The 26,466-nt window shown below is 57.2% G+C and carries 22 protein-coding genes and 1 pseudogene; 15 read left to right on the forward strand and 8 right to left on the reverse strand.

The window, feature by feature from the left end:
- Positions 1–55 precede the first annotated feature (55 nt).
- Genes FBR45_RS22965 through FBR45_RS22975 form a run of 3 tightly spaced genes read left to right on the forward strand, consistent with a single transcriptional unit; the run spans position 56 to position 2,242 of the window.
- A complete protein-coding gene (locus FBR45_RS22965; protein WP_138506718.1) occupies positions 56–391 on the forward strand; it encodes a PKD domain-containing protein in 336 nt (111 codons plus the stop codon).
- A gap of 3 nt (positions 392–394) precedes the next feature.
- On the forward strand, positions 395–1,390 hold the full coding sequence (locus tag FBR45_RS22970; RefSeq protein WP_246082354.1) for a hypothetical protein: 996 nt from the start codon (positions 395–397) through the stop codon (positions 1,388–1,390).
- A 12-nt stretch (positions 1,391–1,402) separates the two neighbouring features.
- On the forward strand, positions 1,403–2,242 hold the full coding sequence (locus FBR45_RS22975) for a hypothetical protein (RefSeq protein ID WP_138506720.1): 840 nt from the start codon (positions 1,403–1,405) through the stop codon (positions 2,240–2,242).
- Between the two features lie 12 nt (positions 2,243–2,254).
- Here FBR45_RS22975 and FBR45_RS22980 read toward each other — a convergent pair whose 3' ends face one another.
- The 7 genes from FBR45_RS22980 to FBR45_RS23010 all read right to left on the reverse strand — a co-directional run bounded on the left by FBR45_RS22980 (position 2,255) and on the right by FBR45_RS23010 (position 13,026).
- Complete coding sequence (locus FBR45_RS22980; protein ID WP_138506722.1) at positions 2,255–3,613, reverse strand: WG repeat-containing protein; 1,359 nt, start codon at positions 3,611–3,613, stop codon at positions 2,255–2,257.
- A gap of 89 nt (positions 3,614–3,702) precedes the next feature.
- Positions 3,703–4,305 carry a retropepsin-like aspartic protease family protein gene (locus FBR45_RS22985; protein WP_138506724.1) on the reverse strand — a complete coding sequence of 201 codons (603 nt, stop codon included), beginning with the start codon at positions 4,303–4,305 and terminating at the stop codon, positions 3,703–3,705.
- Positions 4,298–5,632: a hypothetical protein gene (locus FBR45_RS22990; RefSeq protein WP_138506726.1), complete on the reverse strand. Its 1,335-nt coding sequence runs from the start codon at positions 5,630–5,632 to the stop codon at positions 4,298–4,300. The genes FBR45_RS22985 and FBR45_RS22990 overlap by 8 nt, the downstream gene beginning before the upstream one ends.
- Before the next feature lie 162 nt (positions 5,633–5,794).
- Entirely contained in the window at positions 5,795–9,232 is a 3,438-nt protein-coding gene (locus FBR45_RS22995) for an acetate and sugar kinases/Hsc70/actin family protein (RefSeq protein WP_138506729.1), read from the reverse strand.
- A 65-nt stretch (positions 9,233–9,297) separates the two neighbouring features.
- On the reverse strand, positions 9,298–10,788 hold the full coding sequence (locus tag FBR45_RS23000) for a hypothetical protein (protein ID WP_138506731.1): 1,491 nt from the start codon (positions 10,786–10,788) through the stop codon (positions 9,298–9,300).
- Positions 10,789–10,993: 205 nt separating this feature from the next.
- On the reverse strand, positions 10,994–11,437 hold the full coding sequence (locus FBR45_RS23005; protein ID WP_138506733.1) for a hypothetical protein: 444 nt from the start codon (positions 11,435–11,437) through the stop codon (positions 10,994–10,996).
- An 80-nt stretch (positions 11,438–11,517) separates the two neighbouring features.
- Positions 11,518–13,026: a hypothetical protein gene (locus tag FBR45_RS23010; protein WP_138506735.1), complete on the reverse strand. Its 1,509-nt coding sequence runs from the start codon at positions 13,024–13,026 to the stop codon at positions 11,518–11,520.
- 338 nt (positions 13,027–13,364) lie between these two features.
- Here FBR45_RS23010 and FBR45_RS23015 point away from each other — a divergent pair, with 338 nt between their 5' ends.
- The 12 genes from FBR45_RS23015 (at position 13,365) to FBR45_RS23070 (ending at position 26,169) form a co-directional block, all read left to right on the forward strand.
- Positions 13,365–15,002 carry an Ig-like domain-containing protein gene (locus FBR45_RS23015; protein ID WP_138506737.1) on the forward strand — a complete coding sequence of 546 codons (1,638 nt, stop codon included), beginning with the start codon at positions 13,365–13,367 and terminating at the stop codon, positions 15,000–15,002.
- 324 nt (positions 15,003–15,326) lie between these two features.
- Positions 15,327–16,121, forward strand: coding sequence for a 16S rRNA (adenine(1518)-N(6)/adenine(1519)-N(6))-dimethyltransferase RsmA (gene rsmA, locus FBR45_RS23020; protein WP_138506740.1), 795 nt, complete (start codon positions 15,327–15,329; stop codon positions 16,119–16,121).
- Positions 16,122–16,173: 52 nt separating this feature from the next.
- The gene (gene mgtE, locus FBR45_RS23025) at positions 16,174–17,526 is read left to right on the forward strand and encodes a magnesium transporter (RefSeq protein WP_138506742.1); all 1,353 of its coding nucleotides are present in this window, start codon (positions 16,174–16,176) and stop codon (positions 17,524–17,526) included.
- A 255-nt stretch (positions 17,527–17,781) separates the two neighbouring features.
- Positions 17,782–19,518, forward strand: coding sequence for a S8 family peptidase (locus tag FBR45_RS23030; RefSeq protein WP_138506744.1), 1,737 nt, complete (start codon positions 17,782–17,784; stop codon positions 19,516–19,518).
- A 45-nt stretch (positions 19,519–19,563) separates the two neighbouring features.
- The gene (locus tag FBR45_RS23035) at positions 19,564–19,818 is read left to right on the forward strand and encodes a hypothetical protein (RefSeq protein ID WP_077921380.1); all 255 of its coding nucleotides are present in this window, start codon (positions 19,564–19,566) and stop codon (positions 19,816–19,818) included.
- A 14-nt stretch (positions 19,819–19,832) separates the two neighbouring features.
- Complete coding sequence (locus FBR45_RS23040; protein ID WP_138506746.1) at positions 19,833–20,108, forward strand: hypothetical protein; 276 nt, start codon at positions 19,833–19,835, stop codon at positions 20,106–20,108.
- A gap of 101 nt (positions 20,109–20,209) precedes the next feature.
- Positions 20,210–20,662, forward strand: a complete 453-nt coding sequence (dtd, locus tag FBR45_RS23045) for a D-aminoacyl-tRNA deacylase (RefSeq protein ID WP_138506748.1) — start codon at positions 20,210–20,212, stop codon at positions 20,660–20,662.
- Between the two features lie 148 nt (positions 20,663–20,810).
- On the forward strand, positions 20,811–21,452 hold the full coding sequence (locus FBR45_RS23050) for an O-methyltransferase (RefSeq protein WP_138506750.1): 642 nt from the start codon (positions 20,811–20,813) through the stop codon (positions 21,450–21,452).
- Between the two features lie 36 nt (positions 21,453–21,488).
- Entirely contained in the window at positions 21,489–23,708 is a 2,220-nt protein-coding gene (locus tag FBR45_RS23055; RefSeq protein ID WP_138506752.1) for a LysM peptidoglycan-binding domain-containing protein, read from the forward strand.
- Positions 23,709–23,767: 59 nt separating this feature from the next.
- Positions 23,768–24,337, forward strand: coding sequence for a DUF3109 family protein (locus tag FBR45_RS23060; RefSeq protein ID WP_138506754.1), 570 nt, complete (start codon positions 23,768–23,770; stop codon positions 24,335–24,337).
- A gap of 32 nt (positions 24,338–24,369) precedes the next feature.
- The gene (locus FBR45_RS23065) at positions 24,370–24,702 is read left to right on the forward strand and encodes an MGMT family protein (protein WP_077921374.1); all 333 of its coding nucleotides are present in this window, start codon (positions 24,370–24,372) and stop codon (positions 24,700–24,702) included.
- 102 nt (positions 24,703–24,804) lie between these two features.
- A complete protein-coding gene (locus FBR45_RS23070; RefSeq protein ID WP_138506756.1) occupies positions 24,805–26,169 on the forward strand; it encodes a flavin monoamine oxidase family protein in 1,365 nt (454 codons plus the stop codon).
- A 206-nt stretch (positions 26,170–26,375) separates the two neighbouring features.
- Here the strand turns inward: FBR45_RS23070 and FBR45_RS26915 are convergent.
- Positions 26,376–26,466 (reverse strand): annotated as a pseudogene (locus tag FBR45_RS26915) (IS5 family transposase); the annotation flags it as partial.

Below are 26,466 nucleotides of genomic sequence, written 5' to 3' on the forward strand. Positions count from 1 at the left end.
CTAGTATATCTTCATTGGTCTACTATCACTTAATTTGCTGTTTATTGTACTACTTATGCTAAAACGTTTCCTATTTGGGTTTGCGATACTGGGTCTGGCTGCCTGTGAGCCATTCGATCTGGAGCGCAAAACCTTTCCTGTCTGCGCCCAACCCTCGGCCGAGATCGGCGTTGTTGTCGATCGGCTGGATGTCACCTTTTTTCTGGATAAACCCGCGGGGGATATCACCGTGGCGGGCTGGGACCCCGGCGATGGGCGAAACATCGGCCGGGTCGGAAACCGGGTCACCTATAACTACGCCCAGCCGGGCACCTATACCGTCACGCTCGTGCTGGTCAACTCGTGCGATGATAAATACGTCCGTACCGCTCAGATCACCGTCCGTAACTAAGCCATGATGCGTTTTATTCTCTTTTTTTTCGGGGGGCTTCTCCTGATACCAGCGGTCCAGGCGCAGGAGCGGGTACGCAACATTCGGGTGCGCGCCATTGACTCGGCCCAGCTCGAGATTCGGTACGACCTGATCAGCGCCCGCCCCGGCGACTCCGTTTATTTCGACATCCGCAGCCGGGTTCGTGGCCTGCTCACCATCCGGCCCGAACTGGTGCGGGGAGATGTGGGTCGGCGTATCGTGGCCGGTTCTGACCGGCGTATTGTCTGGAATGCGCTGGCCAATGGGTATGCGCTCGACGAAGAAATTCAGGCCATTGTACGGGTCAAAGCGGGGGTAATGCCAGCGGCTCCTGAACCAACTCCCGAGCCGGTAGACCCGGCTAGAACGGCTCCGGTGGCTACCGCCCCGACGCCCGCTACGCCTGCCAGCCCTGAACCCGCTCCGGACCAGCCGCGCCAACGCCGGAACCGGGACCAACCGGCACCCGAGCCAGCGCCGGTTGTCCAAACTCCCGCCGAACCCGCCGGGTCCGAAACCCCAGCCATACCGGGCGGGAGCCGGGTAGGTCGACAGCGATACGACGGGCCTGCCTGGGCGCTGGTCAGTGCCGTAGCGCCGGGCATCGGCAATATCTTTGTGCAGCGCCCCAGGCCCCGCGTGGGCTTCCGGCCGCTGGTAACCGTTGCCACGTACGGTCTGGTGGCTTATGGGCTCATGGAACGCCAGCAGGCGCAGGATGCCTACGCCGACTACGAAGTACAGAAAAATGCTGCGGCCGCCGAACCCTTTTACGTGACGGCCAACAACCATCACCAGCGGTATTTTATGGCTACCCGGGCGGCTGCCGCCGTGGCACTGACCGATGTAGTTTTAACGTTTATCAAGGGATTGCGGAACAGCCAGCTTCGTCGCGAGGCTCGTCGGATTGATGCTGTATCCGTTCGGCCGGGTCTTCAGATGGGCCAGCCGACAGCCGTTCTTCGCTACTCATTCTAACGACAACTTTCCATGCGTCTTTTTTTCTCCCTGGTGTTCTTGGTCCTGCTGCTTACCGATGGCCTGGCGCAAACCCGCCGGACGAAGGATGTCGTTTACTCGGCTTCCAGCGACTGGCAGAAGGTAACCCTCCGGCCGACGGCTGCGCGTCGGCCCGCAACCCCTACGGCTTCGGCCAGTGTGCCCCCACGTTCGACGGCTGCAACATCCGCTGAACCGGCCACCACAGCGGCTGCTCCGGCGTCTCTGCCCACCCGTCGACCCGCTCCGGCGGCTGATCCCGGTTACCGACCCGCTTTTACCGGCGATTTTGCCACCAACCGAAACGGCTGGAAAGCAGGTGTGAAAGGTGACTATCAGTATCAGATCGGCATGGGGAAATACAATATTCTCAAACGCCGGGCTACACAGCAGGCTGCGTTCAGCTTCGTGCCGCTGCCGACCGCCATCAACCTCAATATTGCGGAGGAGTATACCATCAAAGTAGACATTGTTGCCGACTCGGGCCGGATTCCTACGGGTGGGGTCGTATTCGGCGTGCGCGACTCAACGACTTATTCGGCTTTCCTGCTGAACGGAAACGGCGATATTGCCATCGTGCGGATGGCCGACGGGCAAACCTTCAGCGACTACATGCCGGGCGATTATTTCAAGCCCGGTGTGGCACTCGATAAAAACCGGAACCGGCTGATTATCCGCCGGAAGGGCGATCTGCTCCATTTTTACATCAACGAGCAGGAGGTGCGCAGCAGCCCGTATCCGTTCAGGATGTTGTCGGGCAACGGAATCGGCGTGACGACAACGGGCTACTGGACTTCGTTTCAGAAGCTGACCGTTACGCTGGGGCCGTAGGCAGCAGGTCGTCTATGGATTCCGGACCTGCTCGCCGTCCCGGTTGATGGTGATGAGCTGACCGTTCAGAAACGCCCCGGCCGTATTGCCCCGGAATGGCGTTACAGCTTCGTATTCGGGTTCGATCACCCACTGGTCATTCTGGTCTATGTAGCCCCAGCGGCCCCGGCTGCGGGCGCGTCGCCAGCCGCGTTCGTCGGTGCCGAGTTCTACTTTGTCGTAAGGCTTATCGCCGAAGGCCTCCTCATATTTTCCCTGTCGGGCGTCGGCGGGGGTTGGGGCGGGTTCGTCGACACGCTGCGGTTCCGGCTCCCGGACCTTCGGTTCGTCGGCGGGTTTGGTGTCGGATGCGATCGACTCGTCCTCGTCCGTGGCGGGCGTGGTCTCGGTCTCCGAAGCGGTTGGTTCGGGCGTCGTTTCCTGTTGGCTGAGGGCCGATGTTTCGTCGGTTGTGGAGCGGTCGGCGAGTTGTTCCTGCCGACTGGGTTCGGCACGGGTCCGGCTTCCCGAGTTGCTGTTCCTGATAAACCAGTAAATCAGCGCCAGCAGGGCCAGCGCGAACAAAACGCCGTATATGCCGCTCCGGTCGCGGGGGATAACCTCAACCCGGACGGTACTCAGCGGATTATTATTGACGTCGAACAGCGTGTAATCGGTGGTCTTCTTTGGTTTTACCCAGCCCCGGTTTTTCGGCGACAGGCCTTCGCCCAGATCATCGATAGTTACGGCCAGCAGGTTGGTAACGTCCCATTCGATGGTCACGGCCTGGCCCTGTCTGACCCGGGCGGGTGTGGCTGTAAACGTCCTGACAAAGGGCGCGGGCGGCTCCGGCAAGGGAGCGGGAGGGACATAAGCCGGTTCTGGCGCAGGCGGTGGCTGGGGCGGCTCGACTACGGGAGCGGGCTCGGTAACGCGGACAACCGGCGGGGCAGGCGCGGGCACCGGCTCAATCAGGTCTTCGTAGGGATCAGCCACGGGCGCAACAGGTGGTATCACGACCGGGGCCGGTTCGCTAACGGGGGGCACTGGCTTCGGGCTGTGCCGCGCCAGTTCGGCCGGTATCCAGCGGTTGCGGACAAACTCGGGCGACAGGTTCAGCGATCGGGCAGCATTGATAATCTGGTTGATGTCCTGATCGATCAGATGCGCGCGCGACGGCTCGGCCAGCCGGGCAATGCGGGCCTGTATATTCTGGAAAAGAATGCGGTTGTTGCTGACCTCCTGACTGATATCATTGGCTCGTTTCAGCGCATCGGGCAGCGACAGGCCAGCCGCCTGCGCATCCTGCAGGTAGCCGTTGGTGCGCCAGGCGTCGGGGCCATCCAGGACGATGGCTTCGCGGAGTCGATCGGTCAGTTCGGTTTCTGTCATTGAGAGCGGTAGTGGTATGTAGTCAAGTCAGCACGATTTTCGGGCATGTCGTCGTAAACCGCGCTGGTCATTGCTATAAACACAAAAAATCAATCAAACGTCACCACGTTCCGCCGGTAATCGACCGAAATTTTGCCAAACTGCGACAAGGCCGACTGTCCGAGTAACAACGGGGCTTTGCTGCTGCCGACGATATTGGCGTTGACATTCTGTAACACCCGATCCCCGATCTGGACCGACCGTAGCCGAACCACCGCGCCAGGCGATATGGCACCGGTAGCGTCCTGGAAGCGCGACCGCCCGATCACGTCGGCGGGTTTGAGCGCGCCCTGTTTGTAGAGTAGTTCCGCTTCGGCTTCCGACATGGAGATCAGGCTTGCGCCGGTGTCGAGAATAAACCGCATGGGAACGCCGTTTACCGTAACTGGCACTTTATATACGCCGTTCTCTTTCTCCATTGCCACTTCGGTTGGGCCGTCGCCGATCTGCTTCAGCGTCGGTTTCGCCACTGCCGGAGTGGTATCGGCCGGTACGCGGGCCGGTGCGTCGGACGTACTGCGTTTGGTCCGGCGGGGCTGGTGACTACCCGATCGTGAGCAACCCGAGCAGCCCGACAGGTGCAGTAGCGATGCCATCAGGAGCAGCGCTAACAGAGGCCGGAGTGCCGCTATGATTGCCACAGGCCTATTCATAGCGGATGAGGGCTTTCGTGACGACGCGCCAGCCCCCGTTTTCGCGGACAGCCTCCCCGTCGCGCCGGTTAACGATGCGGGTATGTTGCGAGGAGTAGCTGTTTTCACTGTCGCAGGCGGGTTCGATCATGTAGTTTCGGTACGTCAGCAGGCGCGTTACCCGGCCCGGTTCGGCTTCAAAACTAAAGGTCGCGACGTCGGGTTTGTCGGCGCTGATGCTGAACCGGTAAGCCGATTCGGGCGAGAGCGCAGGCATCTGCTGGCCGCTGTCGAACAAACCGTTGGGGCTGGGGGGCGGGAAATAAAGCACCTCGTTCCGGACCGGCGGGGGCGTGCCCTGCGACTGGATCATAGGCGCCGGTTCGGGCTCGGGCCGGACATTAGCTTCGACAACCGGACCGACTGGCTGGACAGGTGCTGCCGGGCTGGCGGGCTGACTGGCCGACTGCTTCAACTGACGAATAGCGGCCAACGGATCATTGCCGAGTTCGGCCCGTATCGTATCGTAGGCATCGGCTTTGGCTTTATAGTCGGGCTGGTTCTGTGGGTGACGGGGGGTATTGGCCGGTTTGCTGCGCTGCGCATTGTCGAGCTGGGTAGCCAGTCGGCTGTTCTCGGCCGTTAGCTGGTCTACGTCCGATTTCAACGACCGATATGCCAGCAGATAAACCGCGCCAGCCCCCACGATCAGACCAATCACACCACTTGCAATGATCATCCACATACTTTTTTCCTGTTCTTCTTTTACGGCCCGCTCCAGCTTGCTCATTTGCAGGGCTACGGGGTCTATGTTGCTTTCGTCCGACAGGCCGGTTTCGGCGTCAACGGCGGGTTGTTCGGCCGGGGCAGGCTGATCGGTAGCAGGCTGCGCCGGGTCAGGCTGGCCGGGGGGCAGGAGCCCGTCAATTTTAGCCAGGATCTGCAGCTGAACGGCTGGCGTGAGCGGAACGCTGTACGGTTTTTCTGCTTTGTGTTTCGTGTAGAACTGCAGCAGCTGTTTTCGGATGGCCGCGTTGGCTTCGGCGGGCGGCAGGGCCTGAAAACGCTGGGTGTTTTTCAGCACCGACAGTTCTTCCAGCTTGGCGCCCACCTGATCCCAGCTGCCTACCGTTCTAATGATCATCTGCGGGTCGCAGCCGTCGCCACATTCGAGCAGCTGAGCATAAATGTCCTGCGCCTTGGGCTGGTTGATTTTCTCAAACACGGCAATGGCGACCTCTTTGGTCAGCGTATCCACCGCGGCCGCATTGGGCGTTGCCGTCTGAGCCAGCAGGGAAGTGCCCAGCCCAATCGTACCCACGAGCGTCAGGATCGTTTTCTGTATCATAAAAAAGACTGGTTTAAGCGCCCGAACCGGTCTGCCATTCGGGCGCTGTCCTCTTTTTAGTTGTTGTATGTATCGTGGTCTGTGTCCGCACCGGGACGCGCAGTCGGACCACGGTGAGCGACAGCAACAACCCATCCGGTCAAGACCGGCATCAACTATAGATTAGGCCAGGGCGTTGGCCAGTTTGTTGATGGCTCCGATCAACGGGTAGAAGAATAACGTTTCTTCGATCGGTGCGGCCAGGGCGTCGGTCATGCCACTGTACTCGGCCGCTACGTCGCTTTCCCGGCGCTGGATACCGTCCATGAGCGAGGTGTCCAGGTGGGTACGCAGTTCCTGTTGCGCTACCGCCAGCGACCGGGCCGACACGTTCAGGTTGCGGACAAAGCTGAACTGCTGGTTCAGCGCGAAGAAGAAGTCGATGAAGGCGTTGGTTTCTTTCAGCAATGAATCGACAACTTCGGGCCGACGCAGATCCGCGTAGGTCAGGGCTGGATACTCATCGTTGAACGTGGCCGGATACACATAGCTGATGGCTTCGGTATCGACGGGGCGGCTGTTGGTGGGTTGCATCAGCGCTCCTTTGCAGGTCACCTCTTTCGGACCTTTGCGTTCGTAGAACAGCGTCAGGCCACTCAGGTCGTAGGGCTGCTCATAGACCTTCTCGAAGATGGCCCGCGCCAGCTTACCCAGCATCGCATCGTCCGTGCTGATAATGGTCAGCAGTTTCGAGCCTGTACCGCTGAACGTCAGCGCGCCCGGTAACCCGATGCCTTTACTCTTCATCAGCCGGGCCACGTGGTAGAGCAGCGCGGTGTAGAACAGCACGAATACGACCTTCAGGTCTTCATCCTTGGCCAGCATGCCGTTGAACGACAGCATACTTTTGGCTTTTACATCGTTGCTCTTCTCGATCGAAAACCAGAACGCCATGATGTCTTCGGAGCGGTTGGTTTCCAGCATACGCCGGTTGTTGTCACTCAGGTTGCCCAGGCTCTGGCTGTCGAGCAGGGTCTGGATGCGGTCGGCGTACTTGCGGACAAACCCGTTGTGGCTGGCGGCTCCGTATTCGCTGAAGGCATCGCCGTAGATGGCGTTACCGGCAAAGCGGAACGAGGTCAGCAGCTTGGGTTCGTTTCGTTCATAGACCACCACGTCGGAGGTGCCTCCGCCAATATCGACGTTGATGACCGGCCGGGCCGATGCGCTCAGAGTGGGGTTCTGCTTGTAATAATAGAACGGTGCTACCGACTCCGATACCTCGCGCAACCGGCCGGGCGCTCCGCCAATGTAGCGGTCATACAACTCCTGCCAGTCGGTGCGGAGCTGGCTCACGCGGCCGGGGGTCATGCTGGCCGGGAAGAACCAGTATACGACCGTCTGGGTGAGGTTGCCGCCTTCGGTCAGGACTTTGTTCTTGATGAGCATCAGCAGCTCTTCCAGGAAGGCCTCTACCCGCCGTTCGGTCTGGTCGTTGTTCTTGGCCCATTTCAGGTTGGTCGTGATCCGGTTTGAACCCGCCGGCTGCCGCTCTACGTAGAACGGGATGTTGAAGTCGGCCAGGGCCTGCGTCTGCTGGTTGAAGCTGAGATTCATCGGCTCGGCAATGGCCGTTCGTGTCGGGAAATTGTCGGGACGGCCGGGTCCGATGGTGGGCGGTACGAACTCCAGATCGTAGAGCAGGAACAACTCGAACAGGGCCGGGTTGTACTGCGCCGGATTGACCAGCGTCGCTACCTGTGGCGTCAGTTCGGCCACCTCGAAGGGGCGGGGAGCGCTGCCATCTACTTTGTATTCGACGTGGGTGTTGGTGGTGCCGAAATCGACCGAAAATTCGAACTGCTTGCTACCGCCGTTGTACACCTGCCAGCGCGGAATCAGCAGGCCGTGTACCTCACGACCGTCGCCCCGGATATTGGCCTGTACGTAGTCGAACTCGTCCCGCAGCACGTAATACACGCTCGATCCGTCGGTGTTCTGCTGGCGAACGGTTCGCTGGTGTTTCGACTCGGGCCTGACTTCGGCGTTGGTTTTCTCCCCGAAATATGTCAGTTCGTACTGGTTCTGGCTATCGAAACCCGACTCGATCAGCTGCACCCGATAATCGGCCGGTACCGGTACGCTGCCCGACCGAACAAAGGGATACACGTTGACCGTGAACGAGTTTTCGATGATGATACCTTCGTTCGTAGTCTCGTTCGGCGCGGTAACGTTGTTGCCGATCGTCTGAGCATACAGCCGCTCGAAGGTGACGAACTGGTTGCCGGGCTGGCCGGGGGCGGTTACCGGAATGTCGAGCGATACATTGACCCCGGCCCCCTGTGGCGTCATCCTGATCCGGACGCGGCCCGTCATGAGGTCGTCTACGTCGAAGAAGTCAAAGAAGTCTTTCTTCAGCGGCAGCAGGTAGCCCTTGTCGGTCGCCGGCGCCTGTAGGTTCCCGTCGAAAAACCGGCCCCGATCCATGGGGTAGGGGAGCCGGACCAGGTAAGGTTCCAGGAAATCGCTGACCGTCAGCCAGGGGTAGTTACCGGGCTGGCCGGGCAGCGGGCGCTGGTTGTCGCGCCAGGATTCCCGGGCCACGTAGGGTACGGGCGTGTTGGGGTTCCACTGCGCCTGTGGTACGTAGGTGAAGGGCCGGAAGAACCGGTTCTGCAACGCCATGGGACGCGGCTTCCCCTGGTTCAGCGTCTCGTATTTCTTGGATTTGATGATAAAGTCGCTGACCTGATCGATGGCCCGGGCGTCGGACTTTTTCTTGCGAAGCGGGAATCCCAGCACTTCCACTACATCGCCGGGGCCGGTGGTCAGCTCGTCGAAATCGTTGTCGAACTTCTCGCGCGTCAGCAGCGGCTGGCCATTGGGCGATTCGATATGCTCGTAGAACATAGTCGGATTCTGCTGCTGCAACAGCGACCGGCTCCGGTTCAGGTAATCATCGACCTCGCGAAACCGGTCGCGGAAGTTAGGCATGAACAGCTTGATGGCGTACCAGAACTTCTGGTATTCGATATCGCGCTGGTGCAGGGGCGTTACCGACTGATCGAACAGCCGATCGTTCCCCATCGTTACATCGACCCAGCTCAGGTCGTTGCCCGACGAGAAGAACAGGGTTTTGGGCGAGGTGCCACCGACCACGCGCCCCCGGTAGCTGAGAATAAACAGCCGGTTGATATCGGCAAAATTGTATTCGGCCGCGTCCTGGTCGAGAAATAGCTTCAGCGCATCGCCTAGCCGCCGGTGGCCCTGATTGGTCGACTGCCGTAGTCGATCGAGGTCGGTGCGGACATCGAAAGGCGTAATGGTGACAAAGGTTTTGAGCTTGTCGAAATTGAAAAACAGCTCGCCCACGTCGAGGCAGTCGGATACGATACGCTGGTCGTTGATGGTGCCGTTCAGATCGGGCCGGAGGGCCAGGTTCAGGAAGGCCGACCGAACCAGATCCATCCGGGCAAACGGACTCGGAATCGAGGTCGGCTGTTTCACCGTTTGGCCGCCCTGCGGGTCGCGGATGGCGGCAATCTGGTCGGTCCCGAGCGGTTTGCTCACGTACCAGTGCAGACCCGGTGTTGGGTTATGTAAGCTAAGCGTTGTTGGCATAGTTAAGCGCTTTTGGCGGTTGGCAAAGAGAGGCCTTCTGACGGCGGAATGACAACCTGAACCTGTTAGTAATCCATCACCTTGGGCAGCCGTTCGCGTACGAAACGGTCGGTGCCTTCGGAGAACAACTGAATAAATTTATCGGCCTCGCTCACGTAGGCTTTACCTTCGGCGGTTTTGTTGAGCGTTTGGTCGAAGTCGTCTACGATGTCGAGTTTAACATCCGACTCACCCCCGAACAGGCCTCTTTTTTTGGGTTCGAAGCCGCGAACGGTATGCCCCAGGTTGCCCGCATCGAGCAGGAACGGGTCGAAGCCGCGCTTGTTGGCGCCCATTTCAGACAGCCATTGCCGGAAGCCCGCATCGAAGTTTTTGACGCTGTTGAAAAACGACGAGTTCAGGAACGAGGTCGAGATTTGCGGGTTGGCTTTCGACCACTGCACCGTACCGGCGGCTGAGCGGATTCGCTGGCTGAGGTAGGTGCTGAACAGCGCCATTTTCGAAAGGGGCAGGCTGATGAGCTGTTTGGTGGCGGCTGCCAGATGCCCCAGTTGCAGCGAGGTCCCATCCTGCTCGACCCCAAACTCCTTGTAAACCGGATTGGTTGGGCGGCCGTTACTGACGGTCAGGGAACTGTCGGGCGTGTTCATGAAATCGACAATAGCCAGAGCCGACGCCATTTCTACAAAGTGGGCTTCGTTCTTTTGACCACCCGCGCCGGGGTCGTAGGTATAGGCTTTCGTCTGGTCGTCGCCGATGTAGTAGAGGGCGTTGACCGATGGGTTTACGCCTTTCTGGTAATAGTTGAGGGCGGCTTTGGTTTTGGCAATAAACGAAGCCGGGTCGATCAGCTTGTTGTCGCTGGTGGTGAGGCTGAAGTAGGGCATCACCGTTACGGCACCGATCTTGGCATCGCGCAGAAACGCCGGATTTGGAATTTGCCCGATGGCCTGCGCACCCCGGATGTTCTTGAGCAGAATCGGGAAGCCGGCCGCGCCCGTACCGCCGAAGATGGAGCTGACAATGAAGATGCGGTCGTTGGCGCCGAAGTTCTCGGCAAAGGCCTGGAACACGTCGGAGTAGCGGAACTGGTTCAGTACCGTACTGCCAATGTTGGGGTTACCAACGAAGCCGATGTCCATTTTCGTCTCCAGATTTTCTTCCGAAAACAGGAGGCTGGCCAGTGCCTTGTTGGGGGCATCGAGGCCTTCGTAGTTGATATAGTCGCGGAATTTCTCCTGCTGAACGCCCTGCAGCTCGAACACGTAGGTATCGGCAATGGTCGCGTTGCCGCCGATAGACCGGTTGAGGGTTTTTATTTCCGTACCGAAGAAGTTCTCGGTGGGTTTCGACTGCAGCCCCGCGCGGATGTTGCCGTATTCGCGCAACAGATCTTTGGTTCGGAGGAGGTCGTCGTTGGTGGCGTGGGGGTCGAGGACAATCGGAATGACCTCATCGGTGTTGTTGAGCTTCACGCCCGACGCCAGCAGGAACGTCAGGGCCTTCAGCACCCGCGATCCCGTTCCGCCAATAGCGAATACAAATAATTTAGCCATAGTTCTATGTTTTTCCTTTGTACAGACGCGACCGCCCGGCGGCCCGGCCCTCGCGTCTCAGCCGCGTCAGCAATAAATCATCCGGTCAGGAGACGTAAAACCGTCCGGATGGGAGCCGCAAAACCGTCCGGTCAGGAGACGCAATGGGTTGCGTCTCTACAACCGCGGGGACACGGCACACCAGGTGACCGGGCGTGGCGAATCGTTATTTCGATGGCCACAGCATGGGCCGGTGTTTCGCGTTTTTACTGAAGTTTTTCATGATCATGGAGATGACAAAGAAGATAACCGCCGTCAGCAGGGCCATCCCGAACGCATAGCTCAGAAAGACGCTGATGCCCTGGTCGAAGAGCAGCCCCTGCTCGGGATCGGCTTCGTCGCGCGGGAGTTCCTGTCCGGCTTTCTGGTAACAGGTAACCAGCGTAATAACGAACAGAGTCAGGGCGCTAACCCCCAGCATCAGTAGCCAGCTGCCGAGGCCGCTGAAACTGACTTTGTTGAACGGCCAGATGTAAAACGCAAAAGCAACGACGAACGCAATGCCGATGGCGGTCCAGGTCATGGGCGACAGCAGCTCCTCCTGGTACAAATCTTCGAGTAAGGCGCTGTTGACAAACAGGTTGTAGAAATTATAGAGTGATTCTTCCATGTTGTTTATTGAGCGAATGGCGAATGAGTAGTTGAGTGAATAACGGCTTACGCAAACCATTCACTCAATCACTCATTTGCTCAATTCAGATTTATCGTTAGCGTGAAATAATCGGTTTGGTTGTTGGGGTTGTAGGCTCGTTCGACGCCCTGCAGCAGGTTTTGGAGGCCGAAGGTAGAGGTGGCATCGACGGGGATATCGTTGGTCGTGTTGGTCTGGCTGATCCAGCGGGGCGGGAACTGCCGACGGAGCCGGATTATGGCCGTACGGTCGCCCCGGGCCGGTTTGTCGGTGCTCAGCAGTAGCTTGTGGGTGGTACCATTGGCGCCCGAGTAGGTCTGCACGGCCGACACCCTGAAATTGTCTTTACCCGATACGTCGTACTGGCTGGCGTCGGTCAGCAGCGAGGCCGGCAGGCGCAGTGCCGACAGGTCGACCGCTACCGGAATGGTCAGGCTTTTGTCGGTTACGTCGGGCTGCACATCGTCGAGGGCATGAACCGCTTTGGTACGGGCGCGCACCTCTTCGGCGGCCCGTTTGAAGCGGCCTTTGCGCGCCGGGTCGGTGACGAGTACCGTATAGAATGGCTCCACAGCCTTGCTGTCACGCCCAAAGAACCACGAATCTTCAAAGCCGGGCAGCCGCTCAAACTGCCGGATGGTCTGGTAAGCGGGGTCGGTATACAGCCGTTGCAGAGTTTCGGTACGGCCAATCAGACAGAGGTAATACGGGCGTTCGCCTTTGTAGGTCTGTTTGGCGTTGTTCCAGCTGTAGTACGTCCCGTCGAAGTCGGCGGTGAGCTTCAGAACCAGCATCGAATGGGTCGTGGCGTGGGGGTTGAACACCGTAGTCAGCAGCGAGCTGGCCGCATCGAGGGTTTTCTGCGCGCTCATACCGGCCAGACCGGGGTCGGAGTAGATCAGGTCGGAGACCAGCACACTCAGGTCGTCGCCGGTGGTTTCGGACAGAATAGTCTGGAAGATGCCCTCAAAATCGGTGCTGGTTGTCTTGCCTTTTGTTTTGGCTACCGTGAACAGGTTCTTCTCCCGGAAAAACTGCGAGAGCGACAGCCCCAGCGGGTTCACTTCGGTATTGACCACGAACATGTTACCCTGGCCCGGATTGATGCCATCGAACCGGGTCAGCAGGTCGTTGAGGGTTCGTTTGAAGGTGCCGTTGCCGCCGGGCGCGTCGTAGGGGAACATGCTGCCGCTGGCTTCGAGGTAAAGTTTGAGTCGGAGGAGTTTGGTCGATGCCGTCGCGCCCGCCAACGATACCGTTGGCGCGTCGCCTTCTTTGGCCAGTTTGCGGTAGGTCATGTTCCGCCGGATGTACTTCAGCAGTTCGGTATCATCTACATCGCCCGCATCGGTGAGTAGTTTGGCCGTTTTCTTATTGTCGGCGAGGTCGCCTTTCTGGCTCTCGATAAAGGTACGGATCGCGTCGGCTTCGGTGGCGTCGATGGCGTTATCGCTGGTAAGCGCATCGCTGATCTGGCTGTCCAGCTCATCAGCGGGGCCGGAGCAGCTGGCCAGCAGGCCTGCCAGGGTGAGCGTTGTCAGCAGAGAAAATAGGCGGGTGTGAATCATGAACAGCGTTTTGATGGGGGCACAACGGCCGGGGGCAATTCCGTTTGTCAGTGGCGTAAACCCGATTCGTCTGACAAAGGTTGAGCGGTAAAGCTACCAAACTCGTTACGCCCCCGGTCGCCTGATGACCAGGCAGGCTTAAATTTTCTTAAAATTCTACCTAACGTAACGAATGAAACACCCATTTTATGTCGGCCGGTACAGAAGAACCATAAACGGGCGTTTACCTTTGTGTGAATGGTAAAGCCGAAGCCGATGCTTCGGACGAGAGGAAACAAGTTGCTTTTACCGCCCAAACCAGCGCGATACCACCCGCTCTGGCTGGCCACTACCCAGATATGTCATTTCGCCATTACCTGTTTATCGCCCTGCTGGCTCTTCCCGTTCTTTTGCAAAACTGCGCCCAGGTGGCCCAGCCGCCCGGCGGTAAGAAAGATACCCTGGCGCCTAAGCTGGTGTCCAGTATGCCAAAGCAGCGTCAGCTGAACTATGCCGGACAAACCGTAGAGCTGGAGTTTGACGAGTACGTGACGGCCGAAAATATCCAGCAGAAGATTACCATCACCCCCCAGGATAGTAACACCTTCGTGGTCAAGCAACAGCCAACCGGACTCCGGCTCAACTTTGCCAAACCCTTACAGAAGAACACGACCTATACCATCGATTTCTCCGACGGTATCAAAGACATTACCGAGCGTAACGTAGCCAAGGACGCCAAGGTGGTTTTCAGCACTGGCCCCACCATCGACTCGCTCTACCTGAGCGGAACCGTTGTCGATGACGAGAGCCGCCTGCCGCTGCTGGGCTTCGTGGTGGGTCTCTTCGGACCCAACGATACGCTGCCTATCAACCGCAAACGCCCGGCCTATTTTGCCCGTACCGACAGCAACGGCGTCTTCCGCATCGAAAACGTGAAGTCGGATCGATACAAAGTGTTCGGGTTCGAAGACAAGGATTTGAACCTGGTCAACAACACCCCCGGCGAGCGCGTTGCCTTCCGCGACAGCGTGGTGAACCTGAACCGAACGTATACCGATGTGAATCTGGTGGCCTTCCGGGGCTACGGCAAGCCACGCATTAGCCGACGCGAACGCACTGACGAAACGCTGGGACTGGAGCTGAGCAGCGGTATTGCCAGCTACCGGCTGCTGTTTGCCAAACCCGGCGATACGCTGGTGTCGTTTCTGGAGTCGCCGAAGATGATTCGGCTGTTCAGGCCTGCCAACCGGGCCGCGGCCGATACCATTGCCGTTACCGTGGCCGCCGAAGACTCGGTCGGTAACGTTACGGAGCTGAAAGAGCGGATTTATTTTTCACCCCTCAAAACGCGCGCCCGCGATCGGAAACCGCTCAGCGTGAACCTGACGCCCGCACCCAGCGAACCGACCGATAATAACCTGGAGCTGACGCTGACCTTCACCAAACCCATCCTGCGGTACAGCACCCAGCTGATTGCCATCGGTCCCGATACGACCAAACCGCTGCCATTGCCCCAGAATGAGCTGACCTGGAGCAACAATTTCTCGCGGCTGGTGATTAAAAAACCGACCAACGTGCGCGACAGCCTGTTCATGTTGCTGCAAAAAGGGGCATTTGTGAGCGTACAGGGCGACACACTACCCCGGTTTCTGGCCAAGTACACCATTGCCGATGAAGATAGCTATGGGCTGATTGCGGGTCGGGTAAATCCAGCGGCCGTGGGTGCTGCCGGTACCAATTTTATTGTCGAGTTGCTGGACGAAAAATACACCCTGATCCGGTCGTCATACGGAACACCGGCCTATAGTTTTGCCCGCCTGCGACCGGGTCGATACCGCGTTCGGCTCATCATTGACCGCAACGGTAACCGAAAGCGCGACATTGGCAACGTGCAGAAAGGTATCCAGCCCGAAACCATTATCTACCATCCGGGCGCCGAAGAAGGCGGTATCATTCCGCTCAAGCAGAATTTTGAGCTGACCGATATCGATTTCTGAGCCGGCGTCGTACCAATTCCGTTTTTGGTACGTCGGCGTTTGTCCTCATAGCGATAGTGAGCCCCGGGTATATGTCGTCCCTGCCGGGGCTATGGCGAAGGAGCTGGGGTTCTATTGGATAGGGCGTTGCCAACCGACAAAAAGCGCGAAGACGGTGCGGGCTTTGGGAGGCTAAAGGAAGCTGAACTTTATTGGGATGGCCTGAGAAGACCGAAAGCTTCAGGCTTGTGCAGTTGATTGGCTTACTTTTGATTGGCTCGCCGTACCTTTGTTGTGGGCCGCCAACGTGTCTGAATCACTTTTTTTTGCGGCCCTTCGCCCATTATGCAGGTTACGCCTAAAAAAGAACTCGGCCAGCACTTTCTGAAAGACCTTAGTATCGCCCAGCGCATCGCTGATCTGCTGACCGGGCACGGTGGCTACACGCAACTGCTCGAAATTGGGCCGGGTATGGGCGTGCTGACGCAGTTTCTGTTGCAGAAATCCGCCTTCGAAACCTTTGTGATCGAGATTGACCGTGAATCGGTCGATTACCTCAAACAGCACGTTCCGGCGCTGGAAGGGCATATTCTGGCATCCGACTTCCTGAACATACGTCCCGATCTGCTGCCGGCCAAGCAACCCGACACCACCACGCCTTTTGCGGTAATCGGCAACTTTCCGTACAACATCTCGACCCAGATCCTGTTTAAGGTACTTGAGATGCGCGACCGCGTACCCGAGGTTGTGGGTATGTTCCAGCGCGAAGTGGCACAGCGGGTCGCGTCGGGGCCGGGCAATAAAGACTATGGTATCCTGAGCGTACTGCTTCAGGCCTGGTACGATATCCGGTACGAGTTCACCGTTGAGCCCGAGGTGTTCAACCCGCCCCCGAAAGTGCATTCGGGCGTTATCTCACTGCGTCGCAATGACAAAACCGACCTCGGCTGCGACGAGCGCAAATTCACTCAGGTGGTTAAGCATGGCTTCGGGCAGCGACGCAAAACATTGCGTAACGCCCTCAAACCCCTCAACCCCACCGAAGCGGCCCTGGCCAGCCCGTTTATGGACAAACGCGCCGAACAGCTGAGCGTAGCCGAGTTCGTTGACCTAACAATAGCGATGAGTTATGAGCGATGAGCGATGTGCATTCGGTTCTCATAACTCATAACTCCTAACTCATCACTCACAAGTGACTTTCGAACTCACCCAGGACTACCTCGACCACATACAGCAGCTGATCGGCTCGGGCGATGATGTGGCGCTTCGGGCGGAGATGGAAGAGCTGTTCCCGGCCGATATTTCGGGCATCCTGTACGAGCTGGAGCCCGAGCCGGCACATTACCTGCTGAACCTGCTCGACAAATCGGTTGGGGCTGAGATCCTGGCCAACCTCGAAACCAACGACCGGACCAACCTGCTCCGCACCTTCACCTCGGCCGAAATAGCGCCGTTCATCAACGTAATGGAGTCGGACGATGCCGTGGATATTCTCAACGAGCAGCCGATTCAGGTACGCGAAGAGGTAATTGGTTTGCTCGAAGACCGCGAACAGGCGCGGTTTATTCTGGATTTGCTCCATTACGAAGACGGCGTGGCGGGTAGTCTGATGCAGAAGGAGCTGATCAAAATCAACGTAAATCTGCGCGTCAATGCCTGCATCGAAGAAATCCGGCAACAGGCCGAAAACGTCGAGAATGTGTATGCCGTTTACGTGGTCGATGATGTCGGTAAACTGCTGGGACTGGTATCGCTGAAGAAGATCGTGCTGGCCCGGAAAACGGCCAAGATTGCCGATATCTACGACGACGATGTGGTCTACGTGGAAACCTACCGGCCCGTAGCCGAGGTGGCCGAGGTCATGCAGAAATATGACCTGGATGCCATTCCGGTTGTGAACGTACAGCAGCGCCTGCTGGGACGGATTACCATCGATGACGTAGTCGACGTTATTACCGAGCAGGCTGAAGAAGACATCCAGGTTATTTCGGGTCTGTCGGGCGAGGTCGAAGAGGATGACAGCATCTGGCAGCGTTCCAAAGTGCAGCTCCCCTGGCTCGTGGCGGGGGCGGTGGGGAGTCTCATGGCCGCAACGGTCATCAACGGGTTTCAGAGTGAACTGGGCAAGATTGCCGCCCTGGCTGCGTTTATTCCGATCATCGGATCAACGGGGGGTAACGTAGGTATACAGACATCATCGCTGATTCTACAGAGCTTATCCGATACCTCAGGACTGACCACGACGCTGGCCCGGCGGCTGTTCCGGACGCTGCTGGTGGCGGTTATCAACGGGCTGGTGGTAGGCCTGATTGCGGGGGTGTATACGTTCCTGATCGGCGAACCGCGGCTATTTTTTGTGGTAGCTATGTCGCTGCTGTCGGTGGTGCTGCTGGCCTCGTTTATGGGAACAATTACGCCATTACTGCTGAACCGAATTGGTATTAACCCGGCCGTAGCGTCGGGGCCGTTTATTACGACCGCCAATGACCTGATTGGGATCGGTGTTTATTTCCTGATTGCCCAGCTGCTGCTGGCCGAAGTATAGCCGTCTCGCCAGACAGACTTCGTACAAGCCGGGCCATCGAGCCCGGTTTTTTGTTGGTCCCAGCTGCCGGTGCTTCCCGTTACCCAGGCCGCGCTGGCTGATGAACAGGCCCGAAGTAGCCTAAGACCATGGCGTCTGCTGACCGTTCGCTCAAAGGAAGAAGGCGTTTGTTGCCGTCGGCGGGGGCGGGGGGCGACTAAGGGCTACGAGTTGCCCAAAGGGGCTATTCGTACCCCCATCCTAAATCTTTTTATCATGGCAAAACGAAGTGCACCTCCATCGCCCTCGGCGCCCCCGGCAGGCAACCCGGTCAACGCCGATTTGGGTCAGGTTGTTGTTGTGTTCAGAACAGACAGTGTGCCGCAGCCCGAAGCCGGTACACAGGCAATTGTACTGGCCGACGAAGGTCAGTCCGGCGCCCTGACCAGTTTGCTGGCTGCCGAAGGAATTTCGCTGCGGCCCATGTTCGAACTCAGCCGCTCGGCCCCGCAACCGGCCACCAACGGGCTGGCCGAAACCGACGAACTGCCCAACCTGAGCATTTACTACGTGGCCGATGTGCCAAAAGAGCGTGCTGAAGCGGTGGCCGAGTCGCTGCGTAGTCTGGCCACGGTAGACGGCGCCTACGTACAGCCCGAAGCGGCTCTGCCGTTCGTGGTAACACCGACTACCAGCCCGGCCGACGCGGCTCCGCCCGTAACGCCCAATTTTACGGCCCGGCAGGATTACCTGCGGGCGGCACCGACCGGTATCGACGCCGACTTTGCCTGGACCATTCCGGGCGGCCGGGGGGCGGGTGTGCAGGTGATTGATATTGAAGGCGGCTGGAATTTTACCCATGAAGACCTGATCCAGAATTCGGGCGGCCTGCTCAGCGGGGTACAGCGGGCCGACTGGCGCGACCACGGTACGGCGGTTCTGGGCGAGATCGGTGGCGATGTCAATACCCTCGGTATTACCGGCATTAGTCCCGAGGCAAACACCCGGGCGGTATCGGTCTACCGGAATGTGGCTATGGCGTATAACCTGCCCGAAGCGCTCCGGCAGGCCGCCGACAGCCTGCGTCCCGGCGATATAATCCTGATCGAACAGCAGTACGGACATCCGACCCGTGGCTGGACAACGGTTGAGTGGTGGCCCGCCGAATTCGATGCTATCCGGTATGCCGTAGCGCGTGGTGTCATTGTGGTCGAAGCAGCCGGCAACGGCGGTAACAACCTCGACGACGCCATTTTCAATACCCCGCTGGCTGGCTTTCCGGCGGGCTGGCGAAACCCCTTCAACCGCGCTAACCGCGATTCGGGAGCGGTCGTTGTGGGTGCAGGTAACCCACCGGCCGGTACACACGGTCGCAGCGGTCAGCCCGGCGAGCCGTATGTTGACCGGGCCCGGTGCGGTTTTTCCAACTTTGGCGCTATGGTCGATGTACAGGGCTGGGGCTACGAGGTAACCACTACGGGCTACGGCGATCTGCAGGGGGGAAGCGAAAACACGTTCTATACCGATCAGTTCAGCGGTACCTCAAGCGCGTCGCCCATCGTGGTCGGGGCGCTGGCGTCGTTGCAGGGTATTCTGCGGACGCGCGGCCGTATTCCGCTGTCGCCGGCCCGGGCCCGTGAGGTGCTGCGGGCTACGGGCTCTCCGCAGCAGGGCGCTACCGGTCGACCGGCTACGCAACGGATCGGCAACCGGCCCAATCTGCGGCAGCTGATTCCGCTGGTGCTGCAAACCAATTTCTGGACGGGGGTTCAGTTTACCGGAACGGTAGGGGCCAACGCCACCCAGCGCTGGTTTACCTTCAACTGGCCCGCCCACTGGCACGTTGTCTGGACCGTGGTGCCGACCAGCCCGCGCCCCGGCGCTCCGCAAACCCGTCTGAAGGTGCAGGTCGAACGATCGTCCGACGCCTTCGTCACCTACTGGCTCAACGTCACCAACCTAACCAACCAGCCCGTCACGATTGAAGGGCGGTTTGCGGTACTGGGCTGGTAGCCAGCTTTCTATTTCACTATCGACAACCCTTTAATCGAATAAATCATGCAAGTCGGCGTACAATTTACGGGCACACTAGGCCCCAATGCAGCCCAGCGCTGGTTCACATTTAACTGGAACGCAGCCAAACAGGTTATCTGGAACGTGGTGCCAACCTCACCGCGGCCGGGTGGCCCCCAGGTAGAGTGGGAGGTTGACGTAGAGCGGTCATCGCCCACGGCCATTACGTACTGGATCACGATCCGGAATCTGACCAATCAGCCCGTCAACATCGAAGCGCGTTATGCCATTCTGAACTAAACCGTTGCTCTGCCATGCGAATTCTGATCGAAACCGAAGAGAAAACCACCCTGACGCCTGACGTCAGTACGGTTCCGTCTACTACCACACCCACCGCATCGGCCGGCGGAGAAGCCCCGGCCGACAATGCCGTTTCCAGCCAGCTGACGCCGGAAAGCGGGTCGGCAACCGACGCCGGTGGGCCGCCGAACTGGCTGATCGATGCCATCGGTACTGCGCCCGCTACTACGTCTGGCGTTGCCGCCAGTGCGGCTGGTACGGATGGTGGCCAGGCCCCGACCGTTGACTAAGCCAGCGCGCGACGACCGGCTTTTGTTGGTTGATGTGTACTTTTGAGCCCGGTTTGCCTGTTGGCAGACCGGGCTTTTTACATACTGTCATTATTTGCTGCATGATTGCCGTTATTCAGCGCGTTTCGCAGGCTTCCGTTACCATTGATCACGAGGTCAAAGGTCAGATCGGGACTGGTTTTCTAGTGCTACTGGGCATTACGCATGCCGATACGAATGAGGATGTTGAATGGCTCAGCCGGAAGATTGTGGGAATGCGGATTTTCAACGATGCCGAGGACAAAATGAACCTCGACCTGGCGGCTGTTAACGGGTCTATTCTGCTCATCAGTCAGTTCACCCTGCACGCCAGTACCCGAAAGGGAAACCGCCCCAGTTTTATCGAAGCAGCCCGGCCCGACGTGGCTATACCCCTTTACGAAGCCATGATCGCCCAGCTCACGACCGATCTCGGAAAACCCGTCGAAACGGGGCAATTTGGGGCCGATATGAAGGTGTCGCTGCTCAACGACGGGCCCGTAACGATCATCATCGATAGCCAGAACCGAGTGTAGACTGACGGGCTTTCTGAGTGGCCTACTAATTTTCTGTACTACAATGCTGCTTTTGGGCGTTCGTTTCTTAAAAACCACTACTTTTACTTAAACCAGCCCATTAGCGATGCCAGATTCCCTGATTCGGAAACATCGCTGAGCCAGCCGAATGGATTTTTTGCCTGCCGCCCTGACCGACTATGCCGAAGCGCACACCTCGCCCGAAAGCGATCTGCTGCGCCGGCTCAACCGCAACACCCGAGCCCATGTGATGGCCCCCCGTATGCTGTCGGGACATTTGCAGGGCCGCCTGCTGGCCATGATCTCCTGGATGATTCGTCCCCGGCGGGTGCTTGAGATTGGTACCTACACGGGCTATTCGGCTCTTTGCCTGGCCGAAGGACTGACGGACGATGGCCGGCTGATTACCATTGATCAGAACGAAGAACTGGAAGCTTTTGCGCGGTCTTACTGGCAGCAATCGCCCCTCAATGACCGGATCGACCTCCGGATCGGGCTGGCTGCCGAGGTGATTCCTACCCTGACCGATACGTTCGACCTGGTATTTATCGATGCTGACAAGCGTAACCTGCCGCTTTACTTCGGGCTGGTGATCGATAAGCTGCGGCCGGGCGGCTTTATGCTGGCTGATAATGTGCTCTGGAGTGGCAAAGTTATTGAACCGCTGAAACCGTCAGACGAGGATACCCGATCGGTGCTGACGTTCAATCAAATGGTTCAGGATGACCCACGCGTAGAAAACATACTGCTGCCCATTCGCGACGGCATTATGATGGCCCGAAAAGTATAGAAAAGACAACAAGACCGAATACGATTTATCCGATTTATGACCAGAATCTCCTACGCTTTAACCATTCCCTGCCTGCTCACGGGCTTTACGACCCTGGCCCAGACGTCGGTGCCAGCCGTACCCGAGCAGATAACCTTTGCCGATATCTCGGTGCGGCTCGATCCCGACGCCCGCCGTATCGTGCAGCAGGATGTAAACGCGCTGATGGCCAACCGACAGTACTGGACCGCCAAACTCGACCGGGTGGCGCTGTACTTCCCGATGATTGAAGCCATCCTGATCGATGAAGACGTACCCACTGACTTTAAGTACCTGGCTGTACAGGAGAGTTCGCTGACGCCTGATGCCGTGTCGGCGTCAACGGCGGTCGGGTACTGGCAGTTTAAGCGGGAAACCGCGGTTGAGCATGGCCTGCGGGTCGATGATGAGGTCGATGAGCGGAAGAGCATTACGGCCTCAACCCATGGCGCGGCCCGGTACATGAAGAAAAGCAACGGTCAGTTCAACAACTGGATTGCGTCGCTGTACTCGTATTACCTGGGCGCTGGCGGCATCTCCAAGCTGATACCGCCCGACTGGTCGTATGCGCGGGAGGTAGCTCTTGACGGACGCACCGATCGGTATATTCTTCGCTTTTTTGCGCATAAGATCGCCATCGAAAGTGCCCTGCCGACTCATCAGTCGTCGAACCGGTTTGCGCTGATCGAATATGGCAACGGGGGCGGCAAAACCATGCGCGCCATTGCCGACGATCTGGGCGTCGATGAGTTCGAACTGCGGAAATACAACCGCTGGGTGCTCGGCGAAGCCGTACCCACCGACAAAGCCTACGTTATGGCTATCCCGGTGGCGTCGGACCAGATCAACGATGTCCGCCAGAAGATCGTAAGCGTCGGGGCCAAAAAAACGCCCGAGTTCGTACAGAATGATGTTGGGTTTCCGGTGCTGCGCCGGGTAACGACGGGCATCAGCAGCAAAAACGAGCCGATCCTGTACGAGATCAACGGATTACCCGGTATCCAGGCCCAGGTTGGCGATAACGCAACCTCGCTGGCGCGTAAGGCTAAAATCAGCGTGTCGAGCTTTTTGCGGTACAACGACATGAGCGATCGCGACCCGATCATTGTCAACGATGTGTATTACCTGGCCAAGAAGCGGAAGAAAGCGCTGGTGCCTTTCCATACGGTTCGGGATGGCGAAACGTCGCGTAGTATCTCGCAGCGGTACGGCCTGCGTCTGAAAAAGCTGATGCGCTACAACCGGCTCGACCGGGTGCAGAAGCTGGCCGTAGGACGGGTTATGTGGCTGCGCGAACGCCGACCCAACAACAAACCGGTTGAAATTATCAACTCGCCGACGCCACCGGTATACGATCAGACGCCAACCCCGGCGGCCCGTCAGGCTGAAGTGGCCAGTAACAGCGGTCCGAGGAGGCCCGTCAGTGGGATGAACGAGGTGCCGCGCACGGCGTCTGAACGTAAAATGTACCAGCCCAAGCTGGTAGGCGGGGGGGTAACGCCCAACGATGGTAGCTCCGAACCAGCCACCCGGCCCGAACCGGCACCTGCCCCGGCCCAGCCCACCACCAGCCGCTCGTCTGACACGGGTTCGCAGCGGGTCGTGATTGTCCGGTCGCCGGAGACAGGTACCCCCGAGAAAACCGTACCCGTAGCTACCCGGCCCGAACGGGCAACAGTCCCTGTTAAATCCGCGCCGGAGTCGGACCGTTACGAAGGGCCCCGCGAACAGCAGGCCGATGGGTCGCTTACGGTGCCCACGACCAAAGCACCTCCCCGTCCGGCTGCACCTGCCGTCGTGAAAGCCGACCGCACGCCAGCCCCGGTAGCCAGTACGCCTGAACGTATGGTCGAACTGGCTCCGCGTCCGGCTGCTCCGGCCCCGGTCGTAAACCGGTCGGCTGCCAGTCATACCGTTGAAGCCGGGCAGACGTACTACAGCATTTCTCGCCTGTATGGATTAACGGTCGATGAACTCCTGGCGCTCAACAGTCGGACGTCCAGCGATGTGCTGGAAGTGGGTCAGCAGCTGGTTGTGAAAGCAACGCCCGGTCGGGTTGTACAGCCGTCAAAATCTGCGACTGCGTCGGGAGATGTCATTTACCATACCGTTGCCAAAGGAGAGACCATGTTCCGCATCTCGAAAAGTTACGGAGTCACCATCGAACAGATTCAGCAATGGAATAATCTGACCGATGTTGCTGTTAAAGAAGGACAAAAGATTAAAATAGTGAAGTAAGGTGGGCTTACCCCCGCTTATGACTATAAATCAGCGGGGGTTGACCCCTATCTACCGGCATGATTCTACTGGACAATACCTGCATCAGCGATGATGTAGCCGAAAAATTCTTTGTCTGCAACCTGGACAAATGCAAAGGCGCCTGCTGCGTCGAAGGCGATATGGGGGCTCCCCTCGAAGACGAAGAGCACCTGATTCTGGACCGGATCTACGAAGACATCAAGCCTTATTTGTCGCCCGAAGGCATTCGGGTTATTGAACAACGGGGCGGATACGAACCCGATGGTGAGGGCGGCTACGTGACGAATACGGTAGGCGGGCGCGAGTGCGTCTACGCAACCTGGGACGATAAAGGCATTCTGAAGTGCGGCATCGAAGAAGCGTACAACGACGGCAAGGTCGACTGGAAAAAGCCGATCTCGTGTCATCTGTATCCCATCCGCGTCACCAAATACGAGCATTTCCACGCGCTTAACTACGACCGCTGGCCCATCTGCAGCCCGGCCTGCGGACTGGGCGAACAGCTCAACGTGCCTATTTATAAGTTTGTTCGCGAGGCTCTCATCCGGGCCTACGGCGAAGAATGGTACGGGAGGCTGGTAGCCGAAATCGAAACACCACGCTCGTAATAATCCGGTAGCGTAGCAGACGGTTGGGCAGTATGCTTGAGGATAAAGACTATTTCGCAGAAGTATACCGGGTTGTGCGGGAGGTGCCGGTTGGCCGGGTCACCACTTATGGAGCCATTGCCCGCTATCTGAGTTTGCGGGCCGGGGCGCGTATGGTAGGCTGGGCTATGGTAGCCTCGCACGGCCACGATGTACCCGCCCACCGGGTGGTCAACCGAATCGGGGTATTGTCGGGCAAACACTTTTTCGGCAGCCCCACCGCCATGCAGGAACTCCTCGAAGCCGAAGGGGTACAGGTAGAAGATGATCGGGTGGTCGACTTCCAGACCCGCCTGTGGGACCCCTCTGTCGAACTGGCGCTGTAAGCAATAGGTCAGTTATAGATTTTACCGTGCGTTTGGAACGAATTATGTTGCGCTACTAGGGAGATTGTTGGTGTAGGCAGTTACTCAGGGCAACAGGATTATATGCAACGGAGAAAATTTATTAAAGAAACTCTGACGGGTTTACCAATACTACTTTTACCAGCTTCTCTTTTACCCAGTTCCTGCACTGAGAGTGATGATAATGGGTCGCCAGGCGAAAAGGCCGTTATTGTGGTTGGGGCAGGAATTTCTGGTCTGGCTGCGGCCAAAACGTTGAAAGAACAGGGGTTCAATGTAATAATCCTGGAAGCTCAGCATAGAATCGGTGGACGATTACGAACCGATAGAACGTTGGGTGTAGAGTTTGACGAAGGTGCAGGCTGGATACACGGAGTTAATGGGAATCCAATAACCACTTTGGCCCGGCAAGCAGGCATGAACAGTGTTGAGACCCCTGACGATAGTCGAAAATCGTACGATAAAGGTGGTAGGTTAAGAAGTGCTGCCGTCTATGACAAAGCCGAAGAGGAACTGTATACTATACTGGCTTCGATGAAGACGAATGGTAGTATAAACGAAAGTTTTCAAACAGTTTTTACTACTAAATATCCCGATAAAGCAAATGATAGGCTTTGGAAATTTTTACTATCCACTTACGTTACTTTTGACACCGGTGATTTAAATAAATTATCATCGTTACTTTATGACGAAGGGGAGGAGTTCAGTGGTGCTGAAAAAATTGCACTCAATGGGTATGATACGATTGCAGAATATCTGGCAAAAGGGTTGTCTGTTCAATTAAATCAGCGAGTTTCAGCAGTTAATTATTCGAAAAATAAAGTACAGGTAACGCATAATGGAATAATAAGTGAAGCAGACTATGTAATTGTTACCGTACCACTGGGTGTCCTAAAAGCCAATACAATTCAGTTTACGCCAAATTTGCCGATGGCCAAGCAAAACGCCATACAAAAAGTAGGTATGAATTGTGTAAACAAGTTTTTGCTGATCTGGAATACGGCTTTTTGGGACGATGTACAATACATTTCTTATACGCCGGAGATAAGCGACAGATTTACTTATTTTTTAAATGTAAAGAAATTTCGACCAGCTGTAAACGCGTTGATGACATTTGCGTATGCAGAGTATGGGCGGCAAACCGAAGTCCTGTCTGACGCAGAAATTATACATGAAATCATGTTACACTTGAAAGATATATATGGAAATGCTATTCCAAATCCAGTCAGTATGTTGAGGACAAAGTGGTATACGAATGAAAATGCACATGGCGCTTATTCGTACACAGCTGTTGGTACAGAGATGCAACATTTTGACGACCTGGCCGAAGAGATAAACGACACTTTATTTTTTGCGGGTGAACATACGGAAGTTGATTATTTTTCTACTGTTCACGGAGCCTACCTAAGCGGAATAAGAGAAGCCAACAAAATTATTGCACTTCAGTAAAAGAGGCTGTAATAAAAGGCAGGCTTGCTGGCTATCGGTAAAATTTTTGAGATTCTTTTCAAGAATATATGTTATCACTTATTCTTGCCGCCTTCTATTCATAAGAGTGTGTTTGGGAATTATCTTTTGCCATTCATATAATTCGCTGCAACATGATCTGAATATTGGCATTAGAAAGTGTTTTGGAATTATATTTGGTTTATGACTTATACACGCTGCAACATAAGCTGGATGTTGGCCAAGTACAGCCAGCATACCGAAGAAGATGTGGTGTACTCATAATCCTTTACTAGCCGA

It is taken from the genome of Spirosoma lacussanchae, from assembly GCF_005870035.1.
Lineage (GTDB): Bacteria > Bacteroidota > Bacteroidia > Cytophagales > Spirosomataceae > Spirosoma > Spirosoma lacussanchae.

What these genes read in the sequence shown, in the direction of transcription:
- FBR45_RS22965 (WP_138506718.1), top strand. Translation starts at nt 56, where the DNA reads ATGCTAAAACGTTTCCTATTTGGGTTTGCGATACTGGGTCTGGCTGCC.
- FBR45_RS22970 (WP_246082354.1), top strand. Translation starts at nt 395, where the DNA reads ATGATGCGTTTTATTCTCTTTTTTTTCGGGGGGCTTCTCCTGATACCA.
- FBR45_RS22975 (WP_138506720.1), top strand. Translation starts at nt 1,403, where the DNA reads ATGCGTCTTTTTTTCTCCCTGGTGTTCTTGGTCCTGCTGCTTACCGAT.
- FBR45_RS22980 (WP_138506722.1), bottom strand. Translation starts at nt 3,613, where the DNA reads ATGACAGAAACCGAACTGACCGATCGACTCCGCGAAGCCATCGTCCTG.
- FBR45_RS22985 (WP_138506724.1), bottom strand. Translation starts at nt 4,305, where the DNA reads ATGAATAGGCCTGTGGCAATCATAGCGGCACTCCGGCCTCTGTTAGCG.
- FBR45_RS22990 (WP_138506726.1), bottom strand. Translation starts at nt 5,632, where the DNA reads ATGATACAGAAAACGATCCTGACGCTCGTGGGTACGATTGGGCTGGGC.
- FBR45_RS22995 (WP_138506729.1), bottom strand. Translation starts at nt 9,232, where the DNA reads ATGCCAACAACGCTTAGCTTACATAACCCAACACCGGGTCTGCACTGG.
- FBR45_RS23000 (WP_138506731.1), bottom strand. Translation starts at nt 10,788, where the DNA reads ATGGCTAAATTATTTGTATTCGCTATTGGCGGAACGGGATCGCGGGTG.
- FBR45_RS23005 (WP_138506733.1), bottom strand. Translation starts at nt 11,437, where the DNA reads ATGGAAGAATCACTCTATAATTTCTACAACCTGTTTGTCAACAGCGCC.
- FBR45_RS23010 (WP_138506735.1), bottom strand. Translation starts at nt 13,026, where the DNA reads ATGATTCACACCCGCCTATTTTCTCTGCTGACAACGCTCACCCTGGCA.
- FBR45_RS23015 (WP_138506737.1), top strand. Translation starts at nt 13,365, where the DNA reads ATGTCATTTCGCCATTACCTGTTTATCGCCCTGCTGGCTCTTCCCGTT.
- rsmA (WP_138506740.1), top strand. Translation starts at nt 15,327, where the DNA reads ATGCAGGTTACGCCTAAAAAAGAACTCGGCCAGCACTTTCTGAAAGAC.
- FBR45_RS23030 (WP_138506744.1), top strand. Translation starts at nt 17,782, where the DNA reads ATGGCAAAACGAAGTGCACCTCCATCGCCCTCGGCGCCCCCGGCAGGC.
- FBR45_RS23035 (WP_077921380.1), top strand. Translation starts at nt 19,564, where the DNA reads ATGCAAGTCGGCGTACAATTTACGGGCACACTAGGCCCCAATGCAGCC.
- FBR45_RS23040 (WP_138506746.1), top strand. Translation starts at nt 19,833, where the DNA reads ATGCGAATTCTGATCGAAACCGAAGAGAAAACCACCCTGACGCCTGAC.
- dtd (WP_138506748.1), top strand. Translation starts at nt 20,210, where the DNA reads ATGATTGCCGTTATTCAGCGCGTTTCGCAGGCTTCCGTTACCATTGAT.
- FBR45_RS23050 (WP_138506750.1), top strand. Translation starts at nt 20,811, where the DNA reads ATGGATTTTTTGCCTGCCGCCCTGACCGACTATGCCGAAGCGCACACC.
- FBR45_RS23055 (WP_138506752.1), top strand. Translation starts at nt 21,489, where the DNA reads ATGACCAGAATCTCCTACGCTTTAACCATTCCCTGCCTGCTCACGGGC.
- FBR45_RS23060 (WP_138506754.1), top strand. Translation starts at nt 23,768, where the DNA reads ATGATTCTACTGGACAATACCTGCATCAGCGATGATGTAGCCGAAAAA.
- FBR45_RS23065 (WP_077921374.1), top strand. Translation starts at nt 24,370, where the DNA reads ATGCTTGAGGATAAAGACTATTTCGCAGAAGTATACCGGGTTGTGCGG.
- FBR45_RS23070 (WP_138506756.1), top strand. Translation starts at nt 24,805, where the DNA reads ATGCAACGGAGAAAATTTATTAAAGAAACTCTGACGGGTTTACCAATA.